Annotated in this window: 9 protein-coding genes and 2 pseudogenes; 8 read left to right on the top strand and 3 right to left on the bottom strand. The window is 61.7% G+C overall.

Annotated elements, in window-relative coordinates; translation table 11 throughout:
* The first annotated feature begins 389 nt into the window (after positions 1-389).
* From nifB to AC0L15_RS07745, 7 genes are all read left to right on the top strand, one after another.
* Entirely contained in the window at positions 390-1,871 is a 1,482-nt protein-coding gene (gene nifB / locus AC0L15_RS07775; RefSeq protein ID WP_473496109.1) for a nitrogenase cofactor biosynthesis protein NifB, read from the top strand.
* 32 nt (positions 1,872-1,903) lie between these two features.
* The gene (locus AC0L15_RS07770) at positions 1,904-2,098 is read left to right on the top strand and encodes a 4Fe-4S dicluster domain-containing protein (protein ID WP_008878193.1); all 195 of its coding nucleotides are present in this window, start codon (positions 1,904-1,906) and stop codon (positions 2,096-2,098) included.
* A gap of 89 nt (positions 2,099-2,187) precedes the next feature.
* A complete protein-coding gene (locus tag AC0L15_RS07765; RefSeq protein WP_473496108.1) occupies positions 2,188-2,508 on the top strand; it encodes a nitrogen fixation protein NifZ in 321 nt (106 codons plus the stop codon).
* The gene (gene nifT / locus AC0L15_RS07760) at positions 2,505-2,717 is read left to right on the top strand and encodes a putative nitrogen fixation protein NifT (protein ID WP_040594248.1); all 213 of its coding nucleotides are present in this window, start codon (positions 2,505-2,507) and stop codon (positions 2,715-2,717) included. The genes AC0L15_RS07765 and nifT overlap by 4 nt, the downstream gene beginning before the upstream one ends.
* A 38-nt stretch (positions 2,718-2,755) precedes the next feature.
* Complete coding sequence (locus AC0L15_RS07755) at positions 2,756-3,640, top strand: SIR2 family NAD-dependent protein deacylase (RefSeq protein ID WP_473496107.1); 885 nt, start codon at positions 2,756-2,758, stop codon at positions 3,638-3,640.
* Between the two features lie 93 nt (positions 3,641-3,733).
* A complete protein-coding gene (locus tag AC0L15_RS07750; protein WP_473496106.1) occupies positions 3,734-5,596 on the top strand; it encodes an ABC transporter ATP-binding protein in 1,863 nt (620 codons plus the stop codon).
* Positions 5,596-7,500 (top strand): ABC transporter ATP-binding protein, encoded by a 1,905-nt coding sequence (locus tag AC0L15_RS07745; protein WP_473496105.1) that lies wholly within the window; start codon positions 5,596-5,598, stop codon positions 7,498-7,500. The genes AC0L15_RS07750 and AC0L15_RS07745 overlap by 1 nt, the downstream gene beginning before the upstream one ends.
* 629 nt (positions 7,501-8,129) lie before the next feature.
* Here the strand turns inward: AC0L15_RS07745 and AC0L15_RS07740 are convergent.
* Positions 8,130-8,512, bottom strand: a pseudogene (locus tag AC0L15_RS07740) (LbetaH domain-containing protein); the annotation flags it as partial.
* 71 nt (positions 8,513-8,583) lie between these two features.
* Between AC0L15_RS07740 and AC0L15_RS07735 the strand changes: the two are divergent.
* A pseudogene (locus AC0L15_RS07735) lies at positions 8,584-9,671 on the top strand (IS5 family transposase); the annotation flags it as partial.
* A 507-nt stretch (positions 9,672-10,178) separates the two neighbouring features.
* On the opposite strand, the gene AC0L15_RS07730 reads toward AC0L15_RS07735, so the two are convergent.
* Together AC0L15_RS07730 and AC0L15_RS07725 are read right to left on the bottom strand one after the other, a co-directional pair.
* Positions 10,179-11,345 carry an IS110 family RNA-guided transposase gene (locus AC0L15_RS07730; RefSeq protein WP_473496104.1) on the bottom strand — a complete coding sequence of 389 codons (1,167 nt, stop codon included), beginning with the start codon at positions 11,343-11,345 and terminating at the stop codon, positions 10,179-10,181.
* A gap of 265 nt (positions 11,346-11,610) precedes the next feature.
* Positions 11,611-16,875 carry a sacsin N-terminal ATP-binding-like domain-containing protein gene (locus AC0L15_RS07725; RefSeq protein ID WP_473496103.1) on the bottom strand — a complete coding sequence of 1,755 codons (5,265 nt, stop codon included), beginning with the start codon at positions 16,873-16,875 and terminating at the stop codon, positions 11,611-11,613.
* Between the last annotated feature and the right edge of the window lie 249 nt (positions 16,876-17,124).

Below are 17,124 nucleotides of genomic sequence, written 5' to 3'. Positions count from 1 at the left end.
GCCCTTGCCGACGTCTTGCCGACCGCAGAAAGGAGTCACCCCACTCTCCTGAATCGGAACTATGCAGACCCAAGTGAGCAGTGGCAACTTCACCGCGAACGAGCTCGCCGTCGCCGAGACCGACATCCTCGTCGGAAGACCGGTCGGGAGTTGTGCCGAGGGCGATCACGGCCGAGCGGTCGACGCGGGATTTCTATCTCGAACTGATGTCCGGCCGGGTCGTCTTCCTCACCTTCTAACATAGTCCTGTTCGAAGTCCGACAAAGCGATGTCGGAGCAACTCCATGATATCCGACGCGCAAATCCAATTCGTGAACTAGCGCCACCTTTTCAGTTGGCATTGCTCTTGCGCTTCGAACCGCGACGTTAACCCGTAACGGAGCCGTTCAATGGCCGCACCGGTGATTTCAGTTGAGAGCCTGACCGGCACGAGGTTCTCCGACCAGTTGCTGGTGAGCGCGCAGTCGGGTGGCTGCGCATCTTCGTCCTGCGGGTCGTCGACAAGGCCGGACGATGTGGATCCGGCCATCTGGGACAAGATCAAGGATCACCCGTGCTTTTCAGAAGAGGCGCACCACTATTTCGCGCGCATGCACGTCGCCGTCGCGCCGGCCTGCAATGTCCAGTGCAACTACTGCAATCGCAAATATGATTGCGCCAACGAAAGCCGGCCCGGGGTTGTCTCGGAAAAGCTGACGCCCGATCAGGCAGTACGCAAGGTGATCGCGGTCGCCAATGAAGTGCCGCAGCTTTCCGTGCTTGGCATCGCCGGACCGGGCGATGCCTGCTACGACTGGGAGAAGACGAAGGCGACGTTCGAACGCGTCGTCAGGGAAATCCCCGACGTCAAGCTCTGCGTCTCTACGAACGGGCTCGCGCTGCCGGACCACGTCGACGAGCTTGCCGACATGAATGTCGATCACGTGACGATCACGATCAACATGGTCGATCCGGAAGTCGGCGCAAAGATCTATCCCTGGATCTTTTACGACCATCGTCGCTACGTCGGCATCCAAGCCGCCAGAATTCTGCACGAGCGGCAGATGCTGGGGTTAGAGATGCTGAGCGCGCGCGGCATCCTCACCAAAATCAATTCGGTGATGATCCCTGGAGTGAACGACCAGCACCTGATTGAGGTGAATAAGTGGGTCAAGCAGCGCGGCGCGTTCCTGCACAACGTCATGCCTCTGATTTCCGACCCGGCGCACGGCACGCACTACGGGTTGATCGGGCAGCGCGGTCCAAATGCAATGGAGATGAAGGCTCTTCAGGATCGTCTTGAAGGCGGCGCCAAGTTGATGCGCCACTGCCGACAGTGCCGGGCAGATGCCGTCGGCCTGCTGGGTGAGGATCGTGGCCAGGAATTCACACTGGACCAGATTCCCGGCGAGCTCACCTACGATGCCGGCAAGCGCGAAGCCTATCGGGAGCTGGTCACGCACGAGCGCCGTGATCGCCTGGCAGCCAGGAGCGAAGCGATCGGAATGGTCAAGACAACGAGCTCCGGCAAGTCCCTCCTCGTTGCGGTGGCGACTAAGGGCGGCGGCCGCGTCAACGAACACTTCGGCCATGCCAAGGAATTTCAGGTGTATGAAGCGTCGCCGGTAGGGATCAACTTTATCGGGCACCGCAGGGTTGAGCAGTATTGCCTCGGGGGTTGGGGCGAGAAGGCCACTCTCGACGGGGTCATCGCTGCGCTTGAAGGCGTAGACATAGTGCTTTGCGTCAAAATTGGAGATTGCCCCAAGGATCAGCTCGCGGCCGCCGGTATCCGAGCAACCGACGCTTACGGCCATGACTACATCGAAACGGCAATCAGCTCGATTTACGCCGCCGAGTCCGGCGTCCAGGCACTCGCCGCGACGGCCTGAACCTATCTCATTTACTCGAATCAGGAATCAAAATGGCTTTCAAGATCATCGCATCCCAATGCACACAATGCGGCGCCTGCGAATTCGAATGCCCGTCGGGTGCGATCAAGTTCAAAGGCGAGAGCTACGTGGTCGAGCTGCAGAAGTGCACCGAATGCGAGGGAGCTTTCGACACGCAGCAATGTGCTTCGGTGTGTCCTGTGCCGAAGACCTGCGTTCCTGCCTGAGTCCACTGGGTACCCACACAACTGGCTGCCCCGGGGAATGCCTGCGCGCCTCATCAATGACACTAGCCTCAGAGAACCAAGGAACCGCCATGCGGCTCGCACGCGAACAGGAGGTGGAAATCCGCAGACCTCCCCAATTTCAGCCGGGAGAGCGGGTCCGTGCCACTCGCCACATTAAGAATGACGGCACCTATCCTGGCAGGGAGATCGGCGAAAATCTCGTGCGCAAGGGCGAAGAGGGTTATGTGCGCGACATTGGCACGTTTCTACAGCAGTTCTTCATCTACGCGGTCGAATGGATCGACCGTGGGACGGTCGTCGGCATGCGAGCGCGTGAATTGACGAGCCTCGACAACGCCGACGCTCCCTGCCGTGCCGAAGAAAACGCCAATAAAGGAACGGCCGCATGAAAGTAATGATCCGCAGGACCGAGGCCGGGTTGTCGGCGTATGTCCCCAAAAAGGATCTCGAGGAGCCGATTATCAAGTTCGAGAACCAGGACCTGTGGGGCGGGGTCGTAACGCTCAGGAACGGCTGGCGGCTCCTCCTTCCCGATCTTCCGCCGCATACGCGTCTGCCGATCACCGTCGAGGCAAGGAAGCTTTCCGACGGGGACTGATGCCGCCCGTCAATGAGAGGCGTCAAGAGGAAACGAGCATGAACACGATCCCGACCTCGGGCCACCTAGTCGTCGTCCGGGACAGTTTTGCCCGAAAGCTGCTTGAGCTGGCCAGACGAGCGTTAGTCTCCGATCAGGTGATCCCGTATCTCGGTCCGGGTCTCCTCCGGCTCAGCTCTGCTGAGCCGCCTGTACCGTGTACCCCCGAAGCCGTTGCCGAGGCACTCAACACGCGGGCGCCAGCCCCCTCGAAGATCCGCACCAATATGTGGTCGGTCGCGCAGTTCATCGAACAGCGCCGGCATCGCCGCACACTTCAAGCTTGGATGACTGATATATTTGCCGGGCCGGCGGCGCCGGCCATCCTCCACGCCTGGCTCGCAAAACTCCCGCTCTCCCTCATCATCGACAGCTGGTACGAAGGCGCCATGCGCGCGGCGCTGGCAGAGGCCGGCCGAACCGACGTCGTCGAGATACAAGGCGTTACGCGGGCGAACGAAGCTGGCGACATTTGGACCAGAACTTACGACTTGTCGGGAAGGGAACTCCAGGCTGGAGCAGCGACAAAGACGGTTCTCTATGCGCCACATGGCAGTATTAGGCCGGCAGCAAACTTCCTCATCGCCGATTCCGACTATGTCGAAGCCCTGACTGAAATCGATATCCAGACGCCTATCCCTGACGTGGTCAAGGAGCGACGCGTCGACCGGGGCTTTTTTTTCGTCGGCTGCCGCTTCAATGATCAGATGCTGCGCACTTACGCCAGGCAGATCATGAAGCGCTCAGAAGGCCCCCGTTACGCGATAATGGACGGGCAAACGCTGACCAGAAACGAAGCCCGTTTCCTTGCGGCAAGCGGAATCACGGTGATCGACATGCCAGCGAGCGAAGCCGTGGCGCAACTCGTCGGATCAGCATCTTGAGCCGATGGTGGCCAGAATCAACTTGGAGGGACGTCTTTGATGTGAGTCGACCGGCTCGCTTCCGAAGGCGGAAAATTCAGTCGGGGGCACTCGGTGGGCAGTGATGCTGTTGGCACGACCTCTCTCAAATCGTCCGCGCATGTAAAAGCGGCCGGGTGGGGCCGGGGCTTGAGCACGCTACTGCGCATTACGCGCATGAATTTGAGGCACCCGTGGCAGGTCGCGTTAGCTATCGGTTCGACGATGGTAGCCGTGATCCTGCAGTTGCTCATTCCCCAGCTTCTCGGCCGGGCTGTCGACCAGACCCAAGTAGCCATCGGGGGCGGTGTCACGGTGACGGCTGCAGAACAAGCCCTCTGGACTCCTGCTCTCCTGCTGCTCGGTGCGAGTACGCTACGCGGCCTCTTTACGATGGCGCAAAACTACTTTGCCGAAGCCGTCGGGCACCACGTCGCGTACGAACTGCGGCTTGCTTGTTACGACAAGGTCCAGCGCCTGAGCTTTTCCTTTCACGACCGGGTGCATTCAGGCGACCTGATCACCCTCGGCATCCTCGATCTCGACGGCGTGCGGATGTATTTTTCCACCGCCCTGGTTAGGTTCTTTCTGCTCACCATGCTGATCGGGATAGGCGCCTGCATGATGATCTCAACCGATCCGGTGCTCGGTTTGATCGCGCTGAGCTTCGTGCCTTTCGTAGCCTGGCGATCGTCGGTCACCCAGCTTAAGCTACGCGCCATCTGGCTCGACCTGCAGGAGCGGCTTTCCGTCCTGGGCCGCGTGATGGAAGAAAATCTCGCGGGCATCCGCGTTGTCCGGGCGTTTTCGGCACAGGCTCATGAGATGGCGAAGTTCGACATCGCCTCGACAAACGCGCTCGAACTCGCGCACGAGCAGGTTGACGTGTACGTGCCCAACACGTCGGCAATGACCCTCGCCTTCTTTGTCGCCATGGGGTTGGTCCTCTGGGTCGGTTGCGACAAACTCATCGCCGGCCAGATCAGCGTTGGAACGCTCACGACGTTCCTGACGTTCATGACGATCCTGCAAATGCCCGTCCGCCAGATCGGACTGATGGTCAACGGCTTTGCCCGCGCTTACACTTGCGGTTCGCGCCTCTTCAGTCTGCTCGACCAGGACATCACGATCGGGGATGCTTCCGGTGCAAGACCGCTCGAGATCGGTGAAGGAACTCTGCGCTTCGACAATGTCTCGTTTGCATATCCCGGCACCGGAAACCGCGTCATTCTAAAGAATATTACCTTCTGCGCCCGTAGGGGCGAGACGATCGCGATCGTGGGTCCGCCGGGTTCTGGCAAGTCGACAATTGCTCACCTGATCCCCCGCTTTTACGACGTCACTGGTGGCACCATCATGCTTGACGGGCAGGACATCCGCGGGGTCACCCTCGCATCGCTTCGCAAGGCGGTCGCGGTCGTACAGCAGGATGCATTCCTGTTCACAACCACGATCGAGAACAACATCGCTTATGGCGACCCCTGGGCGAAGGAACAGCCGATCGAGCGCGCTAGCGAATCCGCCCAGTTGCACAATTACATTCTCGGTCTCCCCGCTGGCTACAAGACAGTCGTCGGCGAACGTGGCGCCTCTCTCTCGGGCGGCCAGCGTCAGCGTCTCACCATAGCTCGCACGATGATGTTGCGCCCATCAATCGTCGTTTTCGACGACTCAACGGCCGCGATCGACGCCGCCACAGAGCAGCGCATCCGCGCGGCGATACGGCGTTTCGCCAAGGATAGGGTGACGATCATCATCGCCCACCGGCTGAGTTCACTCAAGCACGCCGACCGGATTCTGTTTGTCGACAACGGCGAGATCGTGGAACGCGGCACCCATCAAGAGCTTTTGGCCAAGCGAGGACGCTATAAGGCCCTTTATGATCTTCAGTTGCGCCCGGGAGATGACATTGCGACCACGTTTGGAGGCGCGCCCTGATGGCCAAGCGGCACGCCAACGAACTCGAAATCGAACCGAATGATAGCGGTAGACGCCCTCCGCGCGCGGTCGTCGGGTCCCATCGCATCGAGGAGGAGATCTTTGGCCGGGCTTTCGACAAGAACATCATTCGCCGCATATGGGCCTTCGTTCGTCCCTACCGAGCCATGGCGGTCGTCTCGCTTGCCGCATTGCTGATTTTCACTGGCACGCAGCTTCTCATCCCGCTGATCATCCGCTACGCGATCGACCACGCCATAACTCCGGTAGGCGCTGATGCCTCCGCCCTGCTTGAGGCCGCCATCGCGTTTGCGCTTGCCATTTTGGTTAATTTCGGCGCCGCCTACGCGCAAGAAACCGTGGTGGGGAAAATGGCCGAGAACGTCCTCTTCGACATCCGCCGCGCCATGTTTGCCCATCTGCAGAAGGTATCGCTCTCCTTCATGGACAAGACCGAGGTAGGACGCCTGATGTCTCGCCTTCAGGGTGACGTCAACTCTATCCACGAATTTCTCGAAAACTCGATCTACTCCGTAGGCGACATTGCGCTTCTCTTCGGCATCATCTTCGTAATGCTGTCGGTCAACTTCAACCTCGGCTTTCTGACGCTCTCGGTCTTGCCGGCCCTGTTGATTATCCGCATCCTGTGGCTGCCGCGTGCCCGCGAGGCCTTCATGGCTGCACAAGAGACCAATTCAGTCGTCAACGGCGCATTGGCCGAAGCGATTCAAGGCGTCCGAACAGTCCAGTCCATGGACCGCCAGTACGTCAACTTCGTATTGTATGACGACAAGGCACATGCCGACCTCACGACCCATCTGACCGCTGCCAAATATGCACAGGTCATGGTCCCGATCGTCGATGGCCTCACCGGCCTCGCCATGGCTGTCGTCATTGTGGTCGGCGGCTCCATGATCATGAATGGCCGCGTCGATGTGGGCGTATTGGTTGCCTACATATTCTATATCCAACGCTTCTTTGACCCAATTCGCTCACTTACTCTGCAATATTCCGTCATGCAGCGCGCAATGGCCTCCGGCAAGCGCCTGACCGATGTGCTCGACGTCAGGATCGAGGTCCAGGACAAACCGGATGCCAGGATCCTTGCGCCCGAAATGGACGGCTCGGTCGAGTTCAGGAGCGTCACGTTCGGGTACGATCCCAAACAGCCGGTGCTGAAAAACGTCTCTTTCCGGGTCAATCCCGGCGAGACGGTCGCCTTGGTCGGGCCGACCGGCTCTGGTAAATCGAGCGCGATGGCCCTCGTCCACCGCTTCTATGATGTTCAGCAAGGCCAAGTGCTGGTTGGCGGACATGATGTGCGCGATCTCACCCAGGAATCGCTCGGCAACCAGATCGCCATGGTGCTGCAGGAGCCGTTTCTGTTCACCGGGACGGTTTTCGAGAACATCCGCTACCGCAAGACGGAAGCCACGCGCGAGATGGTGATCGAGGCCGCCAAGGTGGTCGGAGCCCACGACTTCATCATGAGCCTTCCCGACAGGTATGAAACTCAACTCGGCGAACGCGGCGGCAACCTTTCTCTGGGCCAGCGCCAGCTTGTCAGTTTCGCCCGCGCTCTCGTCGCCGACGCCAAGATCCTTGTTCTTGACGAGGCCACCGCCAGCATCGACAGCTACACGGAAATGCTCATCCAGAAAGCTCTCAGAAAACTCCTGGAAGGCCGCACCGGGCTAGTCATCGCCCACCGTCTCGCCACAATCCGTGGTGCCGATCGCATCATCGTGCTTCAGAACGGCCAGGTTATTGAGACCGGCAACCATGACAAACTGATGGCTATGGGCGGGCTCTATTCCAAACTCTACAATCTGAACTACTCGTCATTCGACGACATTCCCGAAGAGGAAGCCGATCCGACCGGACAAGCCGCCTCTCGTACCTGATGCTTCTTGCTAGCAGTATCTGACCGTCCAGGGGTACCGGCGAAAGCGCTGACAGCGATTGCGCTAAATCCCGGACGGCCATGGGAACCTGATCATCACCGGCCAGACCGGAACCGGAAGTCGTGGCTGGCCGGCGCCTTCGGCCGCAAGCAGCAGGGCTCGATCGTTTCGGTGCTATATGTGCACGTGCCACCCTGTTCGAGGATTGCGCTCGCCCATCTCAATGGACGCTTCCCACACCTCATCGACAAGCTCACCCGCGCGCAACTGCTCGTCCTCAATGGCCCACTCCCCTACTGGAAAACAGCGCTCGCATCTGTTCGAAATCGTCGAAAAACGATATCGCCGCACCGGCCGTGTCCGGTGGCCAGATGGCATTACCTCATCGCACCCACCGTCGCCGACCCCATTCTCGAACGGATCGTGCATAACGCACACCGCACACCGCATGGTGCTCCAGGGCGACAGAATGCGGAGAGCAAAAAGGCCGCGCCCCTAAACCGGCCTCAAACCGGCGAAAGCAACCATCCGGGAAGCAAAGAAATGCGCATCGATGCCCAATCGGCATTCACCAGGCAACATGGAGCTCCCAGGTTTAGCGTCGAACCGCCTGCTTTGTCCTCACCAAGTCATCTTACCCGAGCCGGACTTCCCATGACCTTCGCCCCTGCGGCAACATCTCGAGTGACCACGCTGCCAGCGCCGACGGCCGCATCATCGCCGTGACGCCCGGCAGAATGATTGCTCCATCACCGATCCAGGCACGACTGCCCATCCGAACAGGACGCCCGAACTGCATCCCAGATTGTCTCTGCTCGGGATCATGTTGATGATCGGCTGTATAGATCTGCACGGCAGGGCCAATTGCCGTTCCTTTGCCAATTCTCACCTTTGCCACGTCAAGGATGACGCAGTTGAAGTTGAGGCAGACGTCGGCCGATGGAATTGAAACCTTAATCGCAGAAAAAGGCGGACGGATGACCGCTCCGGGTCCAATCTCTCCGAGCCGCTCGGACGCTCAGCCCGATCTTCCTACTAGATCTGAGGCGTTCCGCCGGCTGGTAGAGGCTGGTCTAGCATCACATGCCGCCGCTGCCGACCCGTCTGATGGCGGGGCTCGCCGTCCTCAAGCACACCTTCAACCTGTCAGACGAGGCGCTGTGCGCACGCTGGATCGAGAACCCGTATTTCCAGTATCTGTGCGGCGAGGAGTTCTTCCGCCACGACCTGCCGTTCGACCGCTCCTCGATGACGCGCTGGCGCAGCCGCATGGGCGAGGAGCGGATCATGGTGCTGCTGCAGGAAAGCCTCAGCATTGCGGTCAAGACTGGGGCGATGAAGCCGCAGGATACGCGCCGGGTCATTGTCGACACGACGGCTCAACCCAAGAACGTGATGTTCCCGACCGACGCCAAGCTCATCCATCGCGCCCGCGAGCGGCTGGTGCGGCTGGCGCGCGGCTCGACCTGCGTCAGTCCTATGTCCGGGTCGGCAAACAGGCGCTGATCATGTATCAGCGCTACGCCCACGCCAAGCAATTCAAGCGGGCCAACAAGGCGCTGCGCAGGCTCAGGACGTATCTGGGGCGCACCGTCCGCGACATCTCCCGTCAGATCGCCGGCGACGCGGAGCTGGACGCGCTTTTCAAATGGTCGCTCTACCAGGCCTCCACCGTTCTCGAACAGCGTCAGCGCCAGCGCGGCCGCAAGATCTACAGCCTGCATGCGCACGAGGTGGAATGCATCGGCAAGGGCAAGGCGCACGCGCCCTACGAGTTCGGGGTGAAGGTGTCCGTGGCGACGACGCTGAAGCGTTCAAAGGGCGGCCAGTTCGCCCTGCACGCCATGGCGCTCCCCGGCAACCCCTATGACGGCCATACCCTGGCAACGATCATCCCGGACATGCAACGGATCATCGGATCCGAAACGCAGCGCATCCTCGCCGATGCCGGCTACCGCGGCCACAATGCGCCGCAAAGTCATAAGTTCAGGGTCTTCACCGCTGGTCAAAAGCGCCGCGTGACACCGGCCATCAAGCGCCAGATGCGGCGGCGATCGGCCGTCGAGCCGGTGATCGGTCACATCAAGAACGAACACAGAATGGGCCGCAATTACCTCGCTCACACCCAAGGCGATGCGATCAACGCCATCCTGGCCGCAGCCGGTTACAACTTGTATGGGGCGATGATTGTCAAGCTTGGTTCGTGGTTCGTTTCCTCATCTCCTGGTTCGGCCAACTGGCGACCCATCTCCTCGTCCCGACCTGCTTCGAACGGGCCGCCGCGCGCAGGGACGGTCAAGGGTGGGGCCGCAGGCCCATCGCGCAGCGACTTGTCCTTGACGGTCACGAGCACCGGCGGCAGGCTTTGTCGGGGTCGGGTGAGCCCCTTTCTTGCAGGGGGCCAAAAAGCCGACGATGGATTCCGAGGCGAGCTCGCCGAGCCAGGCGCGGAGGTCGCGCGGCAGACTTGTATGCGGTAGATCCCCCCCGTGGATCTGAACCATGATGCAGCATGCGCATCGGTGGCGAAGCTCCGGGGCGGCGGGCCCATTCTTCAGCACGGCCTGTAAAACACCATGTTGTAGCGCGGGTCACCGCCACCTCGGATCGTCATCGGCAGACCTTGCTAGATGCCCGCCAATAGGATTGTGCCTTGTTCTCCTCTTCCCATGTGGCTGTCACGCCGCGCGCAAACTGACGCCTTGCGGCACCTCGCCCGCGGTGACGAGACACCACAGCGCGATCAGCAGCTTGCGGGCCAGTGCTACGATCATCGTCTTGCGCGTGGTCTTGCGGCCGTCGTTCGTGCGCGCCTGGAACCATTGGGCCAGGGCACTGTCTTTTTGGAAGCGCAGAAACCGCCAGGCCAACTGGATCATGCCGCGCCGCACGCGGGCATTGCCGGCGCGTGCCAGCCCTTTCTCGCGGCGGCGTTTGCCGCTCTCGTCCGGCGACCCCGTCAGCCCGGCATAGCGCGCCACGGCGCGGCGATCGCGCAAGCCGCGCGACAGGATCTCGTGGACCAGCATGTCCGCCGTCTCGACGCCGATGCCGATAATCCGCGCGATGAGGCGAACCATCGCATGCGGGCCGTTTTCCGCCGCCGGGACGGCCGAGAGCTTGCGCTCCCTTTCCTGTTCGATCGCGCGGATCTGCTGGCGCACCAGGTTGAGCCGCTCGAGGAAGCGGTGGACCTCGGCGCGGGTGTTGTGCGGCAGCGCCGTCCCCTCAGCCGTGCGGATATTCTCGAGCCTATCCGCCGCGCAGCGCAGGCTCAGCCGGAAGCTGTGGATGCCGAAGCGGGCGAGCACCGCCTTGATGCGGTTGATAAGCCGCGTCTGCTCGCCAACCAGGCTCTCCCGCTCGCGGCTCGGCCGTCGCGCGTCCTCCTCTTCGATGGTCGGGATCGCAGCCATGGAGCAATGACGTTTCTCGCCGCGCAGCCAGCCAAGAAAGGCACGCATCAACAGCTCGGTGTCGAGGCGATCGGTCTTGGCGCGGCGGTGCTCGCGCGACACCGCAACGCTGGCGGGATGGATGGCGTAGGCCTCGATGCCGTGCGCCCGCAAAAAGCGCGCCAACCAGAAGCCGTCGCCGGCCGCCTCATAGGCGACGGCGATCCGCTTGATCGCGTGCCCGGCCTGGCCGGCTTCGTCGCGCCAGCGCTGCAGCAGCTTCAACAGTGCTGGCGCGTCGGCATCGAGCTTCTTGAGCGGCTGGCGCTTGAGGCCCGGAACAAGCGCGGCAACCAGCCACTTCGCCTTGCTCATTTCGATGATGGTGATGATCGTGTTATTCTGCTCAAGAGCGGTAAGGGACCGGCTCGCGTCAAAAGATTGCGACATGGGGACGCTCCTTCTGCTGGATGTTCTTGGAGCGCCGAAGGATGCCACACCCTCGCCGCTCGCCCCATATCATCTTCTCCCTCCTGCTCAGGTGGCTGAAGGCGTTTTTGTGGCTCTTGATCGCCGCGTTCCTGAACCGGCCGAAGCAGCTTGCCGCTTAGCGATCAAGATTGTTCACAGCCGACGAGATAGTTTGCCAGTGAGGTTGGTACGGCCTGACAGTCGCTGGGAATAGAGGCCTATCGAACTCTGTGTGCAGTCGATGTTATGACGGATCGAACCGAAAACGCGTGGCCCCGGCGCCAACCGCCTTAAAGAACCGGCGGCCACGCTCGCTCATCGGATTGGGGAGCTCCATTACCCGCCAGCGGGTCGGGTCGAAAACGAAGGGTACGTAAAGAATCCTGTATCTGCGACTGCCGTCCGCAACGCATTCAGCGGCGCTTCGCATTTCGTTTTGCGTAAACTCGAACTCGAAAGAGTCATCCAGGTTCGACTTCACCTCGTACCGCCACTCGGTCTCGACGGTCTGTACCATGAAATCGAAACCGAGCCTGTCATCACCTTCCCAGTCGGTCTCGAGCTGGCCTCGGTTTTCCGATACCCAGCAGTTGTCGTTATAGCGGTCCTTGTGCTTTTCGCGTAGAAAACGGCTGACCAAATACTCGCTGGCGAAACCCATAGCTGACTTCACGTCCTCCGACACGCGCTCGGCTCGACGCCGCTTGCCACCTTTGCCCCCGGTGCCGCCGCCACGCCCGTCTGACTGCACCTGCTCAGCCAAATTGAACCGCTTGCGAGACCGTGTAAGCCATGCCCCGTCGGCCATCCGGGCATCCGCGAGAGCGATCAGGCTCTGCGCGAACTCCTTTGATCGCGTGTCGAGCGGCCTGTCAGCGAAAGTAATTGTGCGCTTGGTTATCTCGGCTTGCTCATTGCGCTCTTTTTCGCGCTTCTTCTCTCCGAGTAGATCCTCTGGATCGAGACCAAGCTCCACGGGGTCGACGGTGTGAGGCATGGTGTCGGGCCAAGCGCCCGCGCGGACGAGGGTCGCGATCTCCTGACCGACCTCGACCGGCGCAAAGTCGAAGAGCCCAAGCTGATCGACCGCCCTGAGCACCGCGAGTGCGCCGTCAGCCCACGGATTCAGCCGATCGTTCCGAAAACACCAGGCGCCGATCGCAGAGGTCCCTTCGTCAACAAAGCGCTGCAGCGTGCGCTTGGAGCGGTTGCGGAGCGTGGTGAGTGGCTCGAGCTCGCGCTCCACGTCGTCGCCGACGAGTTCATCCAGCCGCGCTGTCAGCAGAGTCTCGACGTCATCCCGCGACAGTTCCTCCCGCTCCACTACCCAACTTTCCTGAAATTCGAGGAAGTCGAGCGTGCGGAGGTTGACGTAGCGATCAAGCGGAGAGCCTGCGTCGTAGAGCGGTAAGAAGTGGCGCCGGAGCCGATTGACGGCTGCAGGCGAGAGCTCGCCTTTCCACATGTCAAAGAGACGTCGCAACTCACCTTCGTTGGAGAGGATCGGCTGGCCCAGGGCGGACAGCATCTGGTTCAGCCTGCCATAGTCGAGGCCGAGCGTCCGGCGGATCTCGGCGAGGTCCGGCCGAGCGAGTTCATCGAGCAGTTCCTCTGGCGGAAGAGGGAGACGGTCCGCGATCCGCGCGAGTGCATCCAGGACCTTCGACCGCAGCGCGCTGTCGCCAAGTTGCTCGCCGAGCGCCTGCGCCGTCTCCAAGTTGGTCACGCATGCGACCACCGGCAACAGCTTCCGCATCAGCATGTCGCCGTCGGTCCGGAGCGCGAGCGCGTGCTCGCGAACCAACTCGACCTTGCACCCTAGCGCACGCGCGAGCTCGTCGTCCGTGGGACGCTGTCTCGGGTCCTGTGTGACGCTTCGGTGTGCGAGCCGTAGCATAAGCGTCTCGAGCGAGCGCATTCGCCTGTCGAGCAAGGTAGCAAGGTATGGTGCGGCATCGGCGAGAACGGACCAAGTCAGCTCCTGACCCTCCCCGACGACCAAGGTTGGCAGGTCGTCATCGGGAAGCGCGAAAAACGGCAGCGCCTCGTTCACTTGGGTTCCCGCGACCGCCAGGCTGATGGTTCTGCATTGTCGCAGGCGGATGCGCCGGAGGCGTTGATCGACGGCGGTGCTTGAGATCTGCCGCTCAAGCTCCCGGCCGAGCACCTCGTTCGCCAGCACCGCGGCCTCGGGAAGCCATTCCAGCCCGTTGCTCACAAGCAGCGAATCCGCCAGGCTGGGCACCATGGTCTCGCCGTCGACAAGTACGTCGACTTGATTCCGGTCGATTCCAAGAGCCTCGAAGCCGCCGCTCGCCCGCAGCCGCTCGAGAGCGGGTTCAACCAGATCCTCTTCGCCCAGCTCAAGGATCGGCTGGCCGGCGGCAGCGACCGCCTTCGTCTCTGCTCGCAGCGGGTCGCCCGTCACGAAGATGCGCGGTGGGTCGGACGCGTTCCCAATGACTACCGAAATGCCGAGCGAAGTGAGGGTCGCGATCGGCAAGTCCGCTGGCAGCGCTACCTCGGTCTCGCACGCTTCCGCCCACGTCCGCTGGTAGACTTTGCGGAAGTTAACCCGCTCCCGCGGCTCCATTCCGCTCGATCCCCCGGCAATGTCGCCGAGCTTGCGGACCACTTCGTCCGCGGCAGACCAATCGCGCAGGACCACCGGGTCGCTGAACATGACAGTAACGAGGCGCTTCTCGTCCTCGATCATGTCCACGAGCCTCTCGCGAGGGCGGTCGACATAACGCGGTGGACGCTGTTTGCGGTCCTTTGATGCCCAAAGGGCTCCCGGTCGCTCGAATCGCTCGGAATCGCCCTCTACGGGCATCCAGCGGGCTGTCGCGATGAACACAGCGGCAGGGGTAGCAAACTTGCGCTCGTTCTGGTCATCTCCCCACCGCTCATAGCGCCCGAGGCTCCATTTGAGCCACTTATGATCATCGTTCGCGAGCTGTACGAGGATTAGCTCTGCGAAGCGTTGACGTGCTTCGGGCGGCAGGGCCGCGTGCTCCACTTGCCCCGGAAACCGCCAGAGGCCACCCCTGCGGCTGTAGATCGTTTGCGGATTAGGGAGCCGGACAGCGGAGTTTGCCGCGACCCACGCGACCGACCGTCCCAAAGCTGGAGCGGCAGTCCTCCGAAACGTGTCCCAAGTGTCGTATGGCGTGCCCGTGTCTGGCGCGTCCTCGTCGTCGAGCAGTGGGAGGCCGTCGCGAACCCCAGCCGCGCGCAGGAACTCCATCCATAGCCGACGGCCGCTGCTGTCTGGCTTAGGCGCCCAGCTTGGTTCGGCCAAAAGGAGCAGTTCCGCTGCCTGCGCGCAATCGGGCGAGTGCAGCGCAGCCTCGGCGAGATATGTCGAGAGCCGTCTTCCGTCGGTGGTCCAACCCTCGGAGAAGCGCGCCGTGCTCGCTGGGCGCCAGCCGCTTCTCGTCTCGACGTGCAGGTCAACATCACGGAGAATCTTTTCCGACCTCGCTCCCTCGACGCGCCAGACATCGAACGCCCACTTCAGGGTCGCCTCGCGCCGCTTGGGCGCGGGCTTCTCGCCGAAGAGCGATTGCACGTTCTGCAGCACTTGCAGCGCGTCGTAGCGACGCAGCAAGCCCGCTTTAATGAACTCGGTCACCGCTTCCGGCACCATCGGGATGCCGTCGTTGAGGATGGCGAACTTGCTTGCCACGATCGAGGGCGGAAGCGGAGCGCGATCACGCTCGCGCGTGCCCGTCTCACGGACGAATACCGGCGCTGCCCCCGTCACGTCGGCGGGCAGAATGCTGCCGTCCCGGGTCTTGAGCATCGTCTTGCCGTCGAGCTGTCTCAAGGCGTTCATAGACGAGAGCGCCTTCCGCGCTTCGTCGTAGAGGCTGCCCCAGGTGCGAAGGCCCGAGCCGTCCTGATCGAGTGAGAGCGCAACTGACTGTATCCAGTCGGCGAGTACACGGTCGTCCGGCGTCGGGCGCAAGTTTACAGCCTCCATGAGACGGTTGAGGCGGTCGAGCCGCTGGCTCTCTAGTTGGGGATCGGCAAGATTCAGGATGCCTGCCTTCACGAGCCTGCGGACACGAAGCAGCTTGTATCCCTGCTCGTGCCATATGCGCGCATTCCTGAAGGTGGCCCAGCTATCGTTGCCGCCGGCCGCCGGCACGACCGAGCAGTCGCGCCAGTCCAGCCCGATTTGCTGTGAGGCGCGCGCGAGTCGCGGCACGTCGTCGGGTTCCCACGCGGCAAGGTCGAAGATCGTGTTGCGGCCGATTTCGTCCGCGAGCGTCTTCAACTCCGTCGCGGCGCGCAGCGCGGTCTTGGCGAACTCGTCAAGGAGAAAGGCGTTCAGTGGCAGATCGAAGTTGGCACGACGCCGGTCGATCGAAGCGTAGAAGGGGGCATCCACGTGGCCCCGCAGTTTGGACGGCACCTCGGCTGCCATTGGCAAGAAATTGTATGTGCGACCGCGCTCCGCGTCGGTTGCCGAGAGCGAAACAGCCACCGCGACGCTCGGCTCGCCCTTCCACTCGCGCCAGCGCGCGAGCTGGGGCTCCTTTGCGATGCTCGCTTCGATTGCCGCGGACAAGCGGTCGCGGTCGACGGGCTTGCGTGCAACTAGATAGCGGCGACTACCGATAGCAACGATTTCATAGCTCAGCACAGCATCAGGACTCGGTGACGGCCGGCTCTGGACATTCCGAGAGAGGGTGCGGCGCCGGATCGAACCCACGTCGTCAATCTCGATCGTCACGCGCGCCAGCCGGTCCAGAAAGAGGAGGAGCGGCACGTCGAGGTCGGCAAGGGCAGACACCTGTTCGCGGGCGACCTTGATGGCGCCAGGTCCTGAAAGCGGGAGGTGCACGACCGTCGCGTACCCATCCTTGGCGAACTCCCTGATCTCCTCGGGCTGGCCATAGAGCGGCACCGCGGCCAGGTACCGTGGCAAGATCGTCGCCACACGATCCGCGGTGGGGCGGTCCGCTATCTTGAGGGTCTCCGCCCTTATCTCGTCAGGGCCTGCGAACCGGAAGCAGAAGCCGGTGAACTCCTCGGCTGCCAACGATTTCGGCTGGGAGTAAATCCTCGGGTCGTCGGACAGAGTTTCTACGCTTCGGAAGCCGAGCCCCTTGTTGCCAATGCCCTCGCCGACTGACTTGCTAGACACGCCCACGTTGCGGATGGCGTTCACATTCTTCCAACTGAACCCCACGCCTTTGTTGGCTACGAAGAGGTCCCCGCTATCCGAGCCCCTGATCACGAGCTTGAGGAGGATCGAACCCTCCTCGCCGTCCTCATGCGCGTCGTGTGCGTTCTGCACGAGTTCGAAGATAACACGGTCACCATACTCGCCGCCGATCACCTCGCTGACATTGCGCAGACTTTCGTAGGTAAGCAGGTCCGAGTGGACGGCGTCGACGGCATTGCGGAGTTGCGCCCTGAGCGTAGAAGTTAGCTGCTCTGCAGGTGACTGGTTCGAGCCATGCAAAACCGATACCTGCGCGTTTTCAATGAGCGTCAAGTCGATCACAGTTGAATTGTCTATAGTTACCATTGCCGCCCCCCTGGGTGCCAAGATGCCATCTGGACGCCGACCCCGCCAGTCCGATTTATCCGGAATGCTTAGTCCGGCGCATCCCTTTCGGAATGCGGTGGTATCGTGCCAGCCGAGCATGAGCCGTGCGCCTGCTCGCCAGGACGACGAAGACCACAGTGCAAATGTGCGCCCTTTTATCCTGCCATCTTAATGGGTTGTGTTTGGCGATACTTC

This window comes from Mesorhizobium sp. WSM4846 (assembly GCF_055811415.1).
This window is presented reverse-complemented; position numbering and strand designations above follow the sequence as displayed.

Bases quoted from the DNA above. Each gene is read 5' to 3' on its own strand.
- nifB (WP_473496109.1), top strand. From the start codon at position 390: ATGGCCGCACCGGTGATTTCAGTTGAGAGCCTGACCGGCACGAGGTTC.
- AC0L15_RS07770 (WP_008878193.1), top strand. From the start codon at position 1,904: ATGGCTTTCAAGATCATCGCATCCCAATGCACACAATGCGGCGCCTGC.
- AC0L15_RS07765 (WP_473496108.1), top strand. From the start codon at position 2,188: ATGCGGCTCGCACGCGAACAGGAGGTGGAAATCCGCAGACCTCCCCAA.
- nifT (WP_040594248.1), top strand. From the start codon at position 2,505: ATGAAAGTAATGATCCGCAGGACCGAGGCCGGGTTGTCGGCGTATGTC.
- AC0L15_RS07755 (WP_473496107.1), top strand. From the start codon at position 2,756: ATGAACACGATCCCGACCTCGGGCCACCTAGTCGTCGTCCGGGACAGT.
- AC0L15_RS07745 (WP_473496105.1), top strand. From the start codon at position 5,596: ATGGCCAAGCGGCACGCCAACGAACTCGAAATCGAACCGAATGATAGC.
- AC0L15_RS07730 (WP_473496104.1), bottom strand. From the start codon at position 11,345: ATGTCGCAATCTTTTGACGCGAGCCGGTCCCTTACCGCTCTTGAGCAG.